The organism is Magnetococcales bacterium (assembly GCA_015231175.1).
In the GTDB taxonomy this organism is placed as follows: Bacteria; Pseudomonadota; Magnetococcia; order Magnetococcales; family DC0425bin3; genus HA3dbin3.
Window position 1 is genome coordinate 1 of the sequence record JADGBZ010000073.1, and the last position, 17,059, is coordinate 17,059.

Annotated in this window: 11 protein-coding genes; 7 read left to right on the plus strand and 4 right to left on the minus strand. The window is 57.7% G+C overall.

The features are described from left to right. The first annotated feature begins 227 nt into the window (after positions 1-227). From HQL63_12970 to HQL63_12995, 6 genes are all read left to right on the plus strand, one after another. Positions 228-629 carry a response regulator gene (locus HQL63_12970; protein ID MBF0177738.1) on the plus strand — a complete coding sequence of 134 codons (402 nt, stop codon included), beginning with the start codon at positions 228-230 and terminating at the stop codon, positions 627-629. Between the two features lie 123 nt (positions 630-752). Continuing rightward, a complete protein-coding gene (locus tag HQL63_12975; GenBank protein MBF0177739.1) occupies positions 753-2,801 on the plus strand; it encodes a methyl-accepting chemotaxis protein in 2,049 nt (682 codons plus the stop codon). Positions 2,802-3,319: 518 nt separating this feature from the next. Then, the gene (locus HQL63_12980; GenBank protein ID MBF0177740.1) at positions 3,320-4,627 is read left to right on the plus strand and encodes an extracellular solute-binding protein; all 1,308 of its coding nucleotides are present in this window, start codon (positions 3,320-3,322) and stop codon (positions 4,625-4,627) included. Between the two features lie 10 nt (positions 4,628-4,637). Further along, positions 4,638-7,436, plus strand: coding sequence for a response regulator (locus HQL63_12985; protein ID MBF0177741.1), 2,799 nt, complete (start codon positions 4,638-4,640; stop codon positions 7,434-7,436). Next, the gene (locus HQL63_12990; protein MBF0177742.1) at positions 7,433-9,019 is read left to right on the plus strand and encodes a response regulator; all 1,587 of its coding nucleotides are present in this window, start codon (positions 7,433-7,435) and stop codon (positions 9,017-9,019) included. The genes HQL63_12985 and HQL63_12990 overlap by 4 nt, the downstream gene beginning before the upstream one ends. A 44-nt stretch (positions 9,020-9,063) precedes the next feature. Then, positions 9,064-10,704 (plus strand): diguanylate cyclase, encoded by a 1,641-nt coding sequence (locus HQL63_12995; protein ID MBF0177743.1) that lies wholly within the window; start codon positions 9,064-9,066, stop codon positions 10,702-10,704. A 135-nt stretch (positions 10,705-10,839) separates the two neighbouring features. Here the strand turns inward: HQL63_12995 and secB are convergent, their stop codons facing one another. The 3 genes from secB to rpsT form a co-directional block, all read right to left on the minus strand. Then, positions 10,840-11,361 (minus strand): protein-export chaperone SecB, encoded by a 522-nt coding sequence (secB, locus tag HQL63_13000; protein ID MBF0177744.1) that lies wholly within the window; start codon positions 11,359-11,361, stop codon positions 10,840-10,842. Positions 11,362-11,405: 44 nt separating this feature from the next. Next, positions 11,406-13,175, minus strand: a complete 1,770-nt coding sequence (locus tag HQL63_13005) for a DEAD/DEAH box helicase (GenBank protein ID MBF0177745.1) — start codon at positions 13,173-13,175, stop codon at positions 11,406-11,408. 206 nt (positions 13,176-13,381) lie between these two features. After that, a complete protein-coding gene (rpsT, locus tag HQL63_13010; protein MBF0177746.1) occupies positions 13,382-13,654 on the minus strand; it encodes a 30S ribosomal protein S20 in 273 nt (90 codons plus the stop codon). 114 nt (positions 13,655-13,768) lie between these two features. Between rpsT and murJ the strand changes: the two genes are divergently transcribed. Next, complete coding sequence (gene murJ / locus HQL63_13015; GenBank protein MBF0177747.1) at positions 13,769-15,367, plus strand: murein biosynthesis integral membrane protein MurJ; 1,599 nt, start codon at positions 13,769-13,771, stop codon at positions 15,365-15,367. 232 nt (positions 15,368-15,599) lie between these two features. Here the strand turns inward: murJ and rsmB are convergent, their stop codons facing one another. Next, a complete protein-coding gene (rsmB, locus tag HQL63_13020) occupies positions 15,600-16,982 on the minus strand; it encodes a 16S rRNA (cytosine(967)-C(5))-methyltransferase RsmB (protein ID MBF0177748.1) in 1,383 nt (460 codons plus the stop codon). Positions 16,983-17,059 lie beyond the last annotated feature (77 nt).

Below are 17,059 nucleotides of genomic sequence, written 5' to 3' on the forward strand. Positions count from 1 at the left end.
GTGTCAGAGAAAATTTACGCCACATCAGGCAATTAGGTCAATGTCGGGCACCACCGATTTTTGTAACCAGCACAAGCCTGCTCGTTGGTGTCAACAGATTTTCAAACGCGCTTGCCCTGTGAACCGGAGAGATTACGATTTACAAAAATGATCGCGTCACGTATCCTCCCGGGGTTCGCGGTTGATGGTGTTCGTTGTCGGAATCGAGCATGAAGGGTGTTGCCTTGTTGAGAATCCTGATTGTGGATGACCAATTTAACAATCGCATGCTGCTGGAAAAAATTCTGGCCAAACATGGAGTTTGCGATTTTGCCGTCAACGGACTGGAGGCTGTGGAGATGTTCCAGTTTGCCGTGGAGGATGGTCAGCCTTATCAGCTGGTGTGCATGGACATCATGATGCCCTTGATGGATGGTCAGGAGGCCCTGGCGCGGATACGTGAGATCGAGAAAAACAGCGATCAGACCGGAGTTTCTCCGGCGGTTGTTTTCATGATCAGCGCCCTGGATACCGAGGAGCAGGTTGTCAAGGCTTTCTTTCGGGGTAAGTGCGATGACTACATTACTAAGCCCATTACGCCGGCCAAGATGTTGGAAAAATTGAAAGAGTATGGCCTTGCTGCGTCGTGATGCCGTGACTGAGGGCGATGTGGCGCGCCTTGATATCGTGTGGCCTGAGCGGAACGATGTACGGGTCATGGTTCAAATTCATACAATCGTTGGTTGGCGAAGAATGCGGGAGGGGATGTCGTCATGAAAGATATGAAGCTGGCATTGAAGCTTGGTTTGGGATTTGGTGTCGTGCTGCTGCTGACCGTGCTGGTTGGTTTTGCCGGTTGGGATGGCACCTCCGGGGTGGCGGATCGCGGGATGAAGGTTGGGTCCGTCCAGGAACTGGCCAATGATTTGAGCGAGGGCCGTATCGCCATGCGGAACTTCATGCTCGATAACAAGAAAGCGGACGAAGCCGCCAAGGTCACGGCCAGACTCGACGAGATGAAAAAAGATATTGCTGATTTACGGGAAAAATTCTCCGATCCGGCCAACCGGGCGCAGATGGATGCCATCGCCAAGTCGGCGGCCGCCTATCGCGATGAATTTCAGGTTTATGTCGATTTGGCCACCAAGCGTGCCGCGACCATGGAGAAGATGCGGGAAAGTGGGAGTGCGGCTCTTGACCAGGTAAAGGTCATCGGAGACGACCAGGATGCACAATTCAAAGAGATTCTGGCAAAGATGGAACAGGATGGCAATATCAACGGCAAGGAGTTGTCAGTAAAAGTCGTGGACAAATTCCGCAAGGCTGACGCGGCGAATGAGTTGCGCACGTCTTTTATCGACGTCCGCAAGAACGAGAAGGAGTTGATCATCAGCAATGACGACAAATATGCCGAAGTCGTTTTGGCGGGTATTGCAGGTATAAAAAAAGGCCTCGAAGAGTTGATTGCCAGCTTCAAGCAGGAAAAAAACAGGGAACAAGGCGCGAAGGCACTGCATGCCGTGATCGCCTATGAGGGCCTTTTTAAAGAATACCATGGCTTCATGGTCAAGCAGGCGGAAATTTTCAAGACCATGGGCGCAGCGGCGGGCGAGGCTGTGAAGTCTGCCGACGATGCCGTCAAGAATCAAACGGCCAAGATGCAGGCGCAGATCACCTCGGCTGAAACCACGATTGCCGTTGGTAGTCTGCTTGCCGTTGTTTTGGGGGTCGTCATTGCGTTCGTCATCACCAATGCCATTGTCTCAGCCTTGCTGAAAGGGGTCAGCTTTGCCCGTTTGATCGCGGAAGGGGATTTGACGGCCACCATCGATCTGCGCCAAAAGGACGAGGTGGGGCAGTTGGCCGAGGCGATGCGCGGCATGCTGGAAAAATTGCGGGAGGTGGTCAACGACGTGCGTAACGCCTCCGACAACGTGGCCGCCGGCAGCAACGAACTCTCCGATGGCGCCCAAAATCTTTCCCAGGGGGCGACCGAGCAGGCGGCTTCGGTCGAGGAGACCTCGGCGGCCATGGAACAGATGGCTGCCAACATTGTCAACAATACCGAGACCTCCCAAACCACCGAAAAGATTGCCCAGAAGGCCTCCAAGGATGCCGAGGAGGGGGGCAACGCCGTCGAAGAGGCGGTGACGGCCATGAAGCAGATCGCCAGCAAGATCAGCATCATCGAAGAGATTGCCCGGCAGACCAACCTGCTGGCTCTGAACGCGGCCATCGAGGCGGCGCGGGCCGGCGAGCATGGCAAGGGGTTTGCGGTGGTGGCCGCCGAGGTGCGCAAACTGGCCGAGCGCAGCCAGTTGGCCGCCGGCGAGATCAGCCAGCTTTCAGCCTCCAGCGTGCAGGTTGCCGAGAAGGCGGGCGGGATCATCGGCAAATTGGTGCCCGACATTCGCAAGACGGCGGAGTTGGTGCAGGGGATCGCCACCTCCAGCCAGGAACAGACCATGGGTGCGCAGCAGATCAATACCGCCATCCAGCAGTTGGACCAGGTGATTCAGCAAAATGCCGGCGCTTCGGAGGAGATGGCTGCCACCTCCGAGGAGCTCTCCGCCCAGGCGGAGCTGCTGGCCCAGGCCATCAGCTTCTTCCGTGTCGGCGAGGGAGCCCACAACGCCAAATCCAAGAAAAAGCCCGCTGCCCATAAACCGGCAGCCCCGTTGCAGTTGACCCATCATGCCAAACCGGCTGCCAAAAAGCCCCTGGCCAAAAAGACGGCGGCGGCTGGGCGTGGGGGTGGTGGGGTCAACCTGGACATGCAGGATGCGCATGGTGGCAAAGACGACGAGTTTGAAAACTTTTAGTTGCTATTCACCACCCTTGCAAGAAAGGCCTGTCCAGGCTTTTCTTGCAAGGGGTTCTGAACGGTTACACATGGGCAGCGTGCCTGTTGAAATTCGCGAAAAATTGTAACTGCCCAGGTACCCGGCAACGAATCGTGGTCCAGGGGGCTGGCTCTCTGGCGGGTGCATGGCAGCGCCCTGGTGGGGTTTAGGGCGAAGCCCTGACAAAGGCTTTCCTGTCCAGGCTTTTCTTGAAGGGGTACTGGACGGTTACGTGTTGAGAGGTGCGAAGTTCACATTTTCACGATGGCATGAAGATACATATGTAGTAGTATTTTTGACACATTGTTATAAAATAGCCATATCATGTCTGATTCTGTTATAAAATGGGCTGTAATATGATCTTTTTCTGGGCAATTTTACATATTTGAGATTGAAAATCAGCACGGGAAAGTTTAAAGTGTTTTCCGGATGTTCATCCGTCACTCCCCTGGATCCCGACGTATTATCGGGAGCTGAACAGTTGCCGGTATTTTTTTATGTCACATTTGGGAGGTGCTCGCGTGGCGAACACTCTGTTCCGCCCTGTGCTCGTGAGTCGGCGCGACGTGCTGCGTCAGGGTGCGGCCTTGGCGTTCGGGAGTGCTGTGGCGCACGCCCCGTTTGTGCATGCTGACGGGAAACCGACCCTGCGCGTGTTGGGTACCCATGTGACCCTGCGCGAGGAGATTCGCCGTCGGGCGGAGGTGGATCTGGGCATTCGCATTGTTTTTGAACCGGGAGGGGACGCCCGCGTGCTACAGAAAGCATCTTCCCGACCCGAGAGCTTCGACATCTACGAACAATGGACCAACAGCATCCACATTCTGTGGCGCGCCAATGCCATACAGCCTATTGATCCGACGCGCATTGCGCTTTGGCATGAGGTCAACGGTCTGACCAAAACCGGTCGTCTCACTCCCAATGCCGGCCTTGGCCTGGGTGATGCGCCGTATCGGTTGCTTTATGTTCAGCCCGATGGTTCCCTGGGATCTTCGCCCAGTGGCGGCATCAGTTTTCTGCCTTATGTCCACAATGTGGACTCCTTTGGCTACGACGCCCGTCATGTGCCACGTGGTGAACCCTATGTCACCGAGAGTTGGGGGTGGTTGTTCGACGAACGCTGGCATGGGCGGGTGGCGCTGATCAATGATCCGACCATCGGTATTTTCGATGTCGCCATGGCCGCCCAGGCGACGGGCCGCATGACCTTTCAGGACATGGGCAACATGACCAGGGCGGAGATGGATCAGCTTTTTGCCATTTTGATCAAGATGAAACAGGATGGTCATTTTTGCGGTTTTTGGACCTCGGTGCCCGAGTCGGTGGATTATGTGGCCAGCGGGCGCGCCATCGTTGCCAGCATGTTTTCCCCAGGCGTCACGGCTCTGAACGAGCGTGGCATTCCAGTGGTCTACGCCGCGCCCAAAGAGGGGTACCGGGCCTGGCACGGGGTGATGTGCCTCTCCTCCCGCACCACGGGCCGGGTCCGGGATGCGGCCTATGATTTCATGAACTGGTGGTTGTCGGGTTGGCCCGGGGCCTGCGTCGCACGCCAGGGATACTACATTTCCATCCCCGAACGGGCCCGGCCCCACCTCACCCCGGCGGAGTGGGACTATTGGTACGAGGGCAAGCCAGCCGCCCTTGATCTGCGGGGACCGGAAGGGGGAATTGCCGTCAAAGCCGGCGAAGTGCGCCATGGCGGATCGTATTGGGAGCGTTTCAGCCGTGTGGCCGTGTGGAACACGGTGATGGATACCTACGAATACAGTCTGCCACGTTGGAATGAGTTGTTGCTCTCGTGAAAGCGCCGCCATGAATCTCTTCGCGCAGGTCAATATCGGCGGTCGCATCGCTTTGGGATTTGCTGCGATGCTGATTGTTCTGATCGCCCAGGGGATGGCGGTTCTGACCGCTTTGCGCACCGCCGAGAACCATTTTCTCGCCTTCCAGCGCGCCAGCAACATCACCGGCATCATCCATGCCATGGAAGGCAACGTGGTGGAGTTGCAACGGAGCGTTCTGGCCTATACCTTTTCCGGTTACGAAGGGGTGATCAACCGTATCGAACGGGTACAGGTTCGATTGAATCAACAGTGTGAGCGGCTGCGTTCTGACCTTCAGGATCCGACCCGCCGTGATCTGTTGTCGCGTCTGGAGAGCCACCTTCACTCACATGCGGAGAGTTTTGCCGCGGCTTTGGAGGAGCGCCGCTCGCGCGATAGCCTGGCTGTACATGAGGTGGATGAGCTGGCAAGGGGCGTGAGCGAGGTGTTGTCGGTCTGGTTGCAGGAGGCCATGGACCACAAGCAACACCAGCTGGCCGCCTCTCTGGGATTGGTCCAGGAACACCTGTTGAGCGCTCACCGGGATTCGTTGGCTTTCCGGGACAGTCCGGATTCGCTTCTGGTACGCACGACCGGGCAACGCATGCGCTCATTCGACGCTGCCTTGCGCCTCCTGTCCGATCTCCCGCTGAACGCAACGCAACGCAACAGAGCCGAGGCGGTGCGCCTTCAGGCGATGCGCTTTGAAAATGGCTTCAACAGCCTGGTGCGCGCCACCCGTGCCTACCTTTATCTGGTGCATGTCGTGATGGCCGGGGAAGAGGTGGAGTTGACCCGTTTGACAGCGGACCTGAAGGAAGCCACCCAGGCCATACAGACCGACCTGGATGCCCGCATGCATGAGACCATTGCCACGGCCCGACACCGGGCTTTGCTCTTCACTGGGGCTGCCATCCTTTTGGGGTTGGTGTTGACATGGCGTATCTCCCGCAGCATTTCCCGACCGGTCATGGACATGGCGCAGGCGCTGAGCGATCTTGCACATGGTTACGGCGGAACCGAAATTCCCGGACGGGGTCGTCACGATGAGATCGGGGCCATGGCCAAGGCTGCCGACATCTTCAAACAGAAGGCCGACGAGCTGGACAACGCCAGCCGGTATAAATCCGAATTTTTGGCCAACATGTCCCATGAGTTGCGCACGCCCTTGAACAGCCTCCTGATCCTCTCCAAGCTCCTGGCAAGCAATCGGGAGGGCAATCTGACCAGCGACCAGGTGGATTCGGCACGGATCGTCTACGAAAGCGGCTCCGATCTGCTGCGCCTCATCAATGACATTCTCGATCTTTCCAAGGTGGAGGCCGGGCGCATGGAGGTGGTGGCCGAGCCCATGGAGGTGGAGCTGTTCCTGAAAGGGTTGCACCGCCAGTTTCATCATCTGGCCGAGGCGCGAGGCCTGACCCTCCTCCTGGATGGGATACCTGGGTCCGCTCTGGTATTGACGACCGATTGGGTGAAGGTGGAGCAGATCCTGCGCAATCTTCTCGCCAATGCCTTCAAATTCACCGAAAAGGGAGATGTCACCATCCGGTTCGGGCATGCCGGGCGCAACGTGACGTTTGTCAACCCATTCCTGGTTGGCAAGGAGGTCATCGCCTTTGCGGTATCCGATACCGGTATCGGCATCCCGGAAGAGAAACAAAGTCTGATCTTTGAAGCCTTTCGCCAGGTTGATGGCACCACCAGCAGAAAGTATGGCGGCACGGGTCTGGGGTTGACCATCTCCCGAAAACTGGCCGGGTTGTTGGGCGGTGAACTCCATGTGGAGAGCCGATTGGACCAGGGCAGCACCTTTACCTTGTATGTGCCGGCAAGCTTTCCTTTTCCCGACAAGGTACGCAGCGACCAGCTCCGTATCGGAGGCACGACAGAGCAAGAAGATGCCGTGGAGTTTCACGACCCCCATGCGACGATACTGGTCGTGGACGATGACGATCGTAACCGCCAGGCCATTCGTAAAATGTTGCAAGGGCGTGTCCACGAAGTATTGACAGCCGCCGATGGCGCCGCCGCCGTGCGGATGTTGGCAACACACCCGGGTATTCATCTTATTCTGATGGATATCATGATGCCGGTCATGGATGGTTATCAAGCCATGCAGACCATTCGGAAGCAGGGACGTTTTATCCATCTTCCCATCATTGCTCTGACTGCCAAGGCCATGCCCGGTGACCGGCAGCGTTGTCTGGAGGCCGGAGCCAGCGATTACCTGCCCAAGCCGGTGCGCATGGGGCAACTGCTTACCCTGATGCAGGAGCTTCTCAAAACCACTGCGGTGGAAGGCGCTTCCCGGAGCATGCAACTTGCCTCCCTTCCGCTTCCGCCACCATCAGCCGACTTGCCCACCGAACTTGCTCCCTTGCGCAGCGACGGGCGTCCCTTGACCATCCTGGTTGTGGACGATGATCCACGCACGACTTTTTCCCTGGTCCATGCCCTACAGACCCGGGTGGAACGGGTGATCGTCGCCCAGGATGGTCAGCGGGCGCTGGAGCAGTTGGCGGCCAATCCGGAGGTGGACGTGGTTCTCATGGATATCATGATGCCCCGCTTGAATGGACCAGACACCGTGCATCGTCTGCGGGAAAACCCCAACCTGACGCATGTGGTGGTGATCACCATGACGGCGTCCATCGCGGAAGAGACGCCCGACGTTGCCGGAGCCGACGCACACCTGAACAAGCCCATCGCTATGGAGAAGCTTTGGCCATTGTTGGAGACATTGCCAACACAACGACGGCGGGAGCTGCGAGGAGAATCTCCATGAACGACAGCCATCAAGGCAAGATTTTACTGGTGGATGACCGCCCGGCAAACCTGCTGGCTTTGCGCCGGCTGCTGCGCAGTGTTCCTTCCACCATCATGGAGGCTGGATCCGGCTCCGAAGCCCTGGGGTTGGTGCTGGAAAATCAGGATCTGGCCATCATCCTGATGGACGTGGATATGCCTGGCATGGATGGCTACGAAGTGGCAGAGATGATCAAAGGGGTGCGGGAGACACACCATATTCCCATCATTTTTTTGACAGCGGCGTTCAAAGACCACCAGCACCGCCTGCGCGGTTACCGGGCGGGTGGTGCGGACTATATTGAAAAACCGTTCGACGAAGAGATTCTGCTCGCCAAGGTGGGGATCTTCCTGGAGCTGCACGCCCTGCGTCAGGAACTGCACCTGGCCAAGGAGCGTGCAGAAAAGGCCGATCTGGCCAAGAGCGAATTTTTGGCCACCATGAGTCACGAGATTCGCAGCCCCATGAATGTTGTTCTGGGCATGGCGGAGGTGTTGTTGGAGACCCAACTCGATGCAGAGCAACGGCGTCTCGTTCAGGTCATGCACCATTCCGGCAAGGCATTGCTCACGGTCATCAATGACGTGCTGGATTTTTCCCGCATCGAAGCAGGACGCTTGACCTTGTGTGAGGTTCCCTTTTCTCCCGGGCAGGTGGTGGAGGAGACGGCACGCCTGATGGAAATGACCGCAGAGGAGAGGGGACTCTCCCTGACCAGACTGATCGCTCCCGATGTTCCCCCCGCCACCCTGGGGGACGATGGTCGGGTCAGGCAGGTTCTCATTAATTTGTTGGGCAACGCCATCAAGTTTACCCATCAAGGGTGTGTGGATGTGCGATTGGCCCTTCACCCCCGGCAACCCGATACTCTGCTGTTCAGGGTGACCGACACGGGCATCGGCATCCCTCCCGAGCAGGCCGATCACATCTTTGAACACTTTACCCAGGCCGATGCAGGCATCACGCGCCGTTATGGGGGTACCGGCCTGGGTTTGGCCATTTCGCAGCGTTTGGTACAATTGATGGGTGGAAACATATGGGTGGAGAGTCGGGTTGGACACGGCAGTGCCTTTTCTTTTACCTTGCCAGTCAGAACCCTGGATACCCAGGCCCATCTCACTTCGGTCATGGATGATGCGTTGGCCCCGCCGCTGTTGCCTCTGCGCATCCTGCTGGTCGAAGATTCGGCGGACAATCAATCACTGTTCCGCATTTTTTTGCGCAAGACTCCCTATCAACTGGTCACGGTCAACAACGGCGCCGAGGCGGTATCCCGGGTCAAGGAAGAACCCTTCGATCTGATTTTGATGGATATCCAGATGCCCGTTCTCGACGGCTATGCCGCCACCCGGCAGATTCGACAGTGGGAACGGGAAGAGGGACGCTCCCCCATGGTTATCCTGGCTTTGAGCGCCCACGCCACGGAGGGAAAAAAAGGTGAAAGTTTGGCCGCCGGATGTGATGACCATTTGACCAAACCCATCAAAAAACAAAATTTGTTGCAAGCCATCCAACGGGTCGGGCGCGTGCTTGATGGATCAACCATGCCGAGGTCTTCCTGATGTCTTTTTTCTTTTTTAATTTCAAACACATAGGAAGCCGTATCGTGCTTCTGACAGGCCTGTCCGTATTGGTCGGTCTAGGTGTCCTCTCCGCCTATCACACGCAAAGACAGGAAAAACTGATTACAGAACAGTACGAGCTGACTTTCCATTATCTGACCCACAGCATTGTCGAGGCCGTTGAAGCCATGATGTTGGCGAGCAATGCCGGGGTGACTCACGAATATGCGATGCATTTGAAGGAGATTGAAGAATTTAAATCGTTCAGGATCATGCGCACGGATGGCATGGAGGCCTTCAGGGACAACGAGACTATTGCGGAGGTGAACAAGAGACTGAAAGAGAACAAGTTTGCGCCGCGTGACGCCACGGATCATGCCCGGGTGTTGCCCCAGGGAGATAAAGATTTGTTGCAGGTGGTGCGGAGCGGGGAGCCGTTGACCCGCATCGGGCTTGATCAGGAGGGCAAGACTCCCATCATGACGGTTCTGACTCCCATCCTGAACGAAAAACCCTGCTATCGTTGCCACTCCGAGCAAGGTGCGGTGAAGGGCATTCTTCTACAGACCTTTTCCATGGCGCCGGTCACTCAGGCGATCCAACAGACCCGTCTTCATGGCGCCGTGATCCTGGTCATTGTCATGATCGTGGTATTGGGTATGATCGTCCTGCTCATACGGTATTCGGTGACGGGCCCCATCCAGCAGGTCACGACAGCGATGTCCGCCGTGGCTTCCGGCAAGCTGGACCAGCGTGTACCGGTCCTTGGTGCCGATGAGCTTGGGTGCATGGCGATGAACTTCAACCGCATGAGCAGTGAGTTGGCCAGGGTTCTCGCGGGCCTGAAAAATGAACGGGAAAAACTGACCACCATCATCCTGAGCGCCCGCGAAGGGATGGTGGTGACGGATCGGCAAGGGAAGATTGTGCTGGTCAATCCGGCTGCGGAACGTCTATTGGAGAAGAGTCAGGAGGCTATCGTCAGCGCCGGATTTTTGCACATCCTGGACGATCCAGAACACATGCGCGCCCTGTTGCACGAGATCAAAAACAACATTCCCTCGGTGGTGGTCCACAAGGGGCGGATTCTCAACGTGTATGCGGCGACAATTCACAGCGCGGATGGGAGCCAGGTGGGTTCGGCGGCCCTGATCCGGGATATCACCCAGGAGAAAAAACTGGAACAGCAATTGCGGCAAACCTCAACCACCGATGCCTTGACCGGTCTGTGCAACCGCCGCCGGTTTGACGAGGTGTTGCTGGAAGAGTGGAGCCGCTCCAAACGCTACAATCTCTGTTTCTCTCTCCTCATGTTCGATGTCGATCATTTCAAAAAATTCAATGACGAGCATGGACACGACCAGGGAGACCGGGTGTTGCAGGCCATGGGGCAGGTGATGCGCAAGTTGTTTCGCGACGTGGACTACCCATGCCGGTATGGCGGCGAAGAGTTTGTCGTCATACTGCCCAACACTGCGTTTCCGGGCGCCAATCTGGCTGCGGAGCGGTTGCGCAAGGAGGTGGAGGAGCTGGTCATCGATGGTCTCAAGGTCACCATCAGCATTGGCGTGGCCATCCATCCAGGCGTCGGCGTTGATTCCGCCGACATGCTGAAACAGGCCGACATCGCCCTGTATGCCTCCAAAAAGGGGGGACGCAACCGGGTGACCTACGTGGGGGCCTGACGGAAAAGTGTTTGGAGGAAGGGCACAGCCCCCCCTCCTGGATCTCCATCCCGGTCTTTCAGTTGTTTTTTTGTAACTCTTCACCACCCGGCCACGAATCGGGGTCCAGGGGGCTGGCTTCATAGTTACATTTTTTTACTGTGTCTTTTGCCCGGGTGGCCGGGTTTGTTCGGCCTGTTTCTGGGCGAGGGCCTGCTGGTAAAGGGCGGCAAAATTGATCGGGTCGAGCAACAACGGCTTGAATCCACCCTCGGTGACCGTGGTCGAGATGACGTGCCGCAAATAGGGGAATAAGACGGTTGGGCAATCGACCCCCAACAGGACGCCAAGATGTTCTTCCGGTATGTTGCGGATTAAAAACAGGCCTGCATAGGTCACATCCACCAAAAACATGGTCTTGTCAGCCAACTTGACATCGGTGACCACATGCAGGGTGACCTCGTAATGGCCGTTTTCCTTCTGGTTTGTGCTGCTGGACAAATTGAAGTCGACACGCGGTTCCTGGTTGAGTTGAAAAACCTCCGGTGTGTTGGGATTTTCAAAGGAGAGATCCTTCAAATAAATCTTCACCACGTGAAAAACGGGTTGGTCGGTATTTTGCGCCTCGGCGGGCGGTACCGGTGGAGGGGGAGGCGTCGGGGGCGTGGCTTGGGCCATGGGAATGCTCCGTTGGATGCGTCACACGAATGGATGCCAGGAGCTCATGACTCCGGAACACCCTCTGTTTGAGAACCACCATCGACCAATCCTTGGTGTGTGGTTCCGGTTTGCGAACTGGGAGGGGATGCGCCTGGACGGCGCGTGCGTCGCCGGCGTTTTTTCGGGGGGGAGGGGGTCTGTTGGGAGGGAACGGCATCACCCTCTGTGGAGGAAGCGACGGCGCCCCCACCCTCGTCATGCGTCATCCCCACATCCTGGCGTTCCTCTGTTGGTGTTTTTGTTGGCGCTCCACCGGCAGATGGGGAGGCAGCCGACTTGCGGCTTCGCCGTCGTGATCTTTTGGGCGGTGCCTCCGGAGTGACGACCTTGCCGGTGTCAACTGGATGGGGCGCTTCCGCGCCAGGCGAGGGCGCCGGCATGGAAGCATCGGTGTTGGCGGAGGCTGATGACTCTGTCGGGGAGGATGATGGTGCAGGCGTGGTTGCTCTTGATTGGGTACGAGAACGGCTGCCTGGCTGATCCTGCCTGTTGGGGCTCCGGCTGCGACTTTGCCCACGCCCCCCGCGATCCCGTGCCTCCGTGCGGAGCGGACGGGCGTGGCTGGAACTGGCAACATGCGGTGGCCTGGCCAACTTGGGCAGCAGGGCATCGTCTGCCCAGGCCACATCGATTTTCATGTTGATGAAGGTTTCAACCGCCTCCAGATTGTAGGCGCCCTCTTCATCGACCAGGGAGATGGCATCTCCTTCCGCGCCTGCGCGGGCCGTCCGACCGATACGGTGGACATAATCTTCAGCATTTTCCGGCAGATCAAAATTGACGACGTGGGTGACCCCGGCAATATGCAGGCCACGCCCTGCCACATCCGTGGCGATCAAAACCGGCAACTCCCCATCCTGGAAACGTTGCAACACCTTCAGTCGTTTGATCTGGGGCACATCCCCGGAGAGATATCCCGCATGGATGCCGTTATGTTGCAACCATGCCTGGAGTTTTTCTCCCATGCGCTTGGTATTGACGAAGATCATGACGCGACCGCCGCCGGCTGTGGTCTCCTCGGCCAGCTCCACACGCAGGATGCCCACCAACAGGCGAATCTTGTCGCTGGCCTCCACATGGTAGAGGAGTTGCCGCACCTGGGCGGCGGTTTTGACATCGCTCTCCACCGCCAACATGGCGGGGTTGTTCATGTATTCGTAGGAGAGTTCCTGAGCGCGGTAGGAGAGCGTGGCCGAAAAGAGCACCGAAAGCCGTTTCTCGAACGAGGGAAGCCGACGCAAGAGATAGCGGAGGTCGGCGATAAACCCCATGTCGAACATGCGGTCCGCCTCGTCGATGACCAGGGCTTCGACCTCTTTGACGGTATAGATTTTTTGTTTGTAAAAATCGATGAGACGGCCCGGGGTACCGATCAGAAGGTCGATGCGGCTGGCGGCCATGGCCAGCTTTTGTTTTTCGTAATCAACGCCCCCATAGAGCGAGGCGATGGCAAAGCCGGTGTGTGCGCCGAGGGCCCGGGCATCGCGTTCCACCTGAACCACCAGCTCGCGGGTGGGGGCGATGATCAGGGCGCGTGGACTGTCGGGGCCGCTGGGGGCGGACCCTTTCCGTGGCAAGGCCAGCAGGCGCGCATACAGGGCGATCAGGTAAGCGGCGGTTTTGCCGGTTCCAGTCTGGGCCTGACCGGCCACATCGTGACCTGCCAACAGGCGGGGCAGGGTCAAGGCCTGGATCGGTGTGCAGTGCATGAAACCGCATGCGCGGACACCCGCCATGACCGGTTCGGGAATGGGAAGGTCAGTAAACTCCATGATATGCATCCAGTCCGGCCCGGCAACGCACAGGCCGTCAGACATAAAGCCAAGGGCAGCGGAAGAGGCAGTCGCGACCCCCAGTATACCGGATGCCGCTTTGCGGCGACGTTCCAGGAGGACGTCGAACCTTGCGCATCTTTAGTTTATCCCGTGGAAGAGGTGGGGAGACACCCCGAAAAACCCCTTCCAGGCGGGAAAAAGGGTCAGGCGCCCGTGGCCAGGGCTTTGACCTTGGCGTTCAGCCGCCGCATGCGGCGGGCAGCCTGATTTTTGTGGATGACACCTTTACGGGCCGAAATGGCGAGTTGGGAAACCGCTGCTCGGAGCGCTTCCTGTGCCTTGGCGACATCACCAGTCTCGACAACAGTCAACACCTTTTTGGTAAAGGTGCGCATACGCGATTTGGCGTCCCGGTTGCGCAGATTGCGCTTGATCGTTTGCCGGGCACGCTTCATGGCGGATTTTATGTTGGCCACTTGACGCAGACTCCCTTTGCTTGAAATGATCCTGGGCCGCATGCACAATGCCAGGGCCCTGACATGTAATGGTTCAGGGTATTCAAGCCACCCACACCCGTCAAAGGTTTTTCTGTGTCCAACCCTTCTTCAGTACCCGTAGGCCGTGGCCACCATCTGTTGCGTGCGGTGGGAACCATCAGTTTTTACACCTTGCTGTCCCGTATTCTCGGTTTTGTCCGGGATGTGGTGATCGCCCGTGGATTTGGCTCCGGCATGGAAGCGGATGCCTTTTTTGTCGCGCAAAAGTTGCCGAATTTTTTACGTCGATTGTTTGCCGAAGGGGCTTTTGCCACAGCTTTTGTGCCGGTTTTCAGCACCTACAAGGCGCAGGAGGATGTGGCGGCCATCCGGCACATGGTCATGGCCGTCTTCACGGCTCTGGTCACCATCCTGATGGTGGTTGTGGCGGTCGGGGAGTTGGCCATGCCGTGGTTGCTCATGGTGATTGCCCCCGGCTTTGGGGCGGATCCGGAAAAATATCGCTTGACGGTCGATTTGACCCGCATCACCTTTCCCTACATTCTGTTGATCTCCCTGGTGGCCATGGCGGGTGGGGTGCTCAACAGCTATCGACGTTTCGCCATTCCGGCGGCCACACCCATCCTGTTGAATGTTTTTATCATTCTGGGAGCCGAATGGGCCGCTCCCTGGTTTGATCGTCCTTCGCTGGGTTTGGCTCTGGGTATTCTGGTCGGAGGTATCGTTCAACTGCTGATACAGATTCCCGCCATGGCGCGTCTGGGATTTCCGTTGGGATTTCGCTGGGATCCCCGGCATCCGGCCATCCGGCGCATTCTCAAACTGATGGGGCCTTCCATCCTGGGAGTGTCAGTTGCCCAAATCAGTCTTATTTTGGACGTTTTTTTGGCTTCTTGGTTGCCGGTTGGTTCCATCTCTTATCTTTATTATGCGGATCGTTTGGTTGAGTTTCCCCTGGGTTTGATCGGCATTGCCATGGCCACGGCCATTTTGCCGGCCTTGTCGGCCAAGGCAGCGTGCGGGGATGAAGCAGGCCTCAACGCCGACCTGGAGTTTGCCCTGCGGGTGGTGATGTTGGTCAACCTGCCTGCCAGTGTGGCACTGATTGTGTTGCGGGAGCCCATTCTGGTCATGTTGTTTCAGGGGGGCGCCTTCAATGCCGAAACCACGTTGGCCACCTCGCAGGCCTTGTTGGCCTACAGCAGCGGCCTGATCGCCTTTACCGGGGTCAAGGTGGTGGCGCCGGCCTTTTTCGCCCGGCACGACACCCGGACCCCGGTGCGGGTGGCCATCTTCTGCCTGCTGATCAACATGGTTCTCAATGTCATCCTCATGATCCCTTTGAAGCATGTGGGTCTGGCCCTCGCAACCACCCTGACCTCCTACCTGAACGTCACGCTGTTGCTTTTTTATCTGCGTCGCCAGACCGGGTTCCGATTCGGCAGAGCCGTCCTGGTCACCCTGGGCAAGGCCCTGATCGCCTCGGCCATCATGGGAGGTGGATTGGTCTGGGCACGGGATGTGTTTTGGCACCCCGGTCTTTCGACCCTGAAACAGGTCTCGATTGTCTCTGCCATCATGCTGGGCGGCCTGTTGCTGTATCTGGTGGCTGCCTGGATTCTGCGGGTATCCGAACTCAAGGATTTCCAGAATATGCGCAAAAAAGCCGAGGCGACAAAACCAACACCGTAACCAAAGAGGCATGGCGTCAGTCACAAGAGGCATGGCGTCAGTCACTCAGCATCACATCCTTTCTGGCATCACAAACCCGGATCTCGCCGGTGATTGGCTTGGAGAGGAGCCGGTCGCGCAAAAATTCGGTGGTGTCCATTGGTGACCTAACCGACAGCTTGGGACGAATGGCACTCAGTAAGCGAAAAACACTGTTTTTTCGCATATAAACAAGCCTCTGACCTTAAGCGTTTCAGCCTTGGACATGGCTTCGGCTTTTTTGCAAACGCGCCGCATAAAACCCATCCATCCCTTCCTGCCCCGACTCCACGAAAAAATCCCCTTCCGGGGTGACCATATCTGCCGCCACCCCCTCCCGGACGGGATCCAGCGGCAAACGTTCCCAGGCCGGTTGCGCCGCCAGAAAGGTTGCGATTTGCTCCTGGTTCTCTTCGGGTTCCATGGAACAGGTCGCATAGACCAGGCGTCCCCCTGGCCGAACCTGCTCCGCCACGGCTGTCAGCAATCGCTGTTGTTCCGTGACCAGCAGCGGGACATCTTCCGGACGCCGCCGCCACTTGATGTCCGGATGGCGACGGATGATGCCCGTGCCGCTGCAAGGTCCATCCACCAGAGCCGCATCGACCTTTTTTCCGGTCAGCGCGTGCCGCAAAAATTCGGCATCGGTCGCATCTCCTGCCGCTACACGTACCCCGGGAGATCGCAATCTGACCAGATTTTCCGCCAAGGCTGGCAATCTTTCCGCACGCTTTTCCAGCGCAAGGATGGTCGCTTTGCCTTGCGCCAATGCCGCCAGGTGCAAGGTTTTGCCTCCAGGGGCGGCGCAGGCATCCAGAATGTGTTCGCCGGGTTGCGGATCCACAAAAAGGGAGACCAGTTGCGCCGCCTCATCTTGAACCATGAACCAACCGGCATCGTAGCCGGGTAGATCTTCCACCCGTCCGCTCCGGTTCGGCAAACGCAGACCATGCGGGGAAAATCGACAGGGCTCTGTGTCAAACCCTTTCTGTTTCAACGTGTCTGCAACATTTTCCCGATTCGTCACCAAGGTGTTGATGCGCAAGGTCAACATGCCGGGTTGATTTCCGGCTGCCAGGCGGCGTTGCGTGACCGTTTCACCCCAGCGTGACAACCAGCGTTCCACCAGCCAGCGGGGATGGGAATGAGTCACAGCCAACCGCGACAGGGGATCCATCTGCTTGGCCAGGAGCAGCTCCGGTTGCAGGGTTGCTGCCTGGCGTAATACGGCATTGACAAATCCAGCCATGGCTTGTTCACGGCTGGCCTTGACCAGACGAACCGCCTCGTGGATGGCGGCCCGAGCGGGAACCCGCATGAACAGAATCTGATACAGGCCGGTGCGCAAAATGGCCCAGGTCTCATGGCGGCGTTCGGCCAGTGGACGTTGCATGCAGTGAGAAAGCAGGTGGTCGATCAGGGTGAGGTGGCGAATTGTGCCGATGGTGATTGCAAACAGCAAGGCCCGATCCCGGGCGGTGAGGCCGTCAGGGCTGATCAGGAGACGATCAAGAGTCCCATCCAGGGGTTGATGGTCCCGCAGGACACCGAGGAGGGCACGGAGTGCCAAATAGCGCGGGTCGGAAAATGCAGGCAAGAGTTTGATCCAAAAAAACGTCTGAAAGACTGGGATGGAGGTCCAGGAGGAAGGGCTGCGCCCTTCCTCCTGGTGGG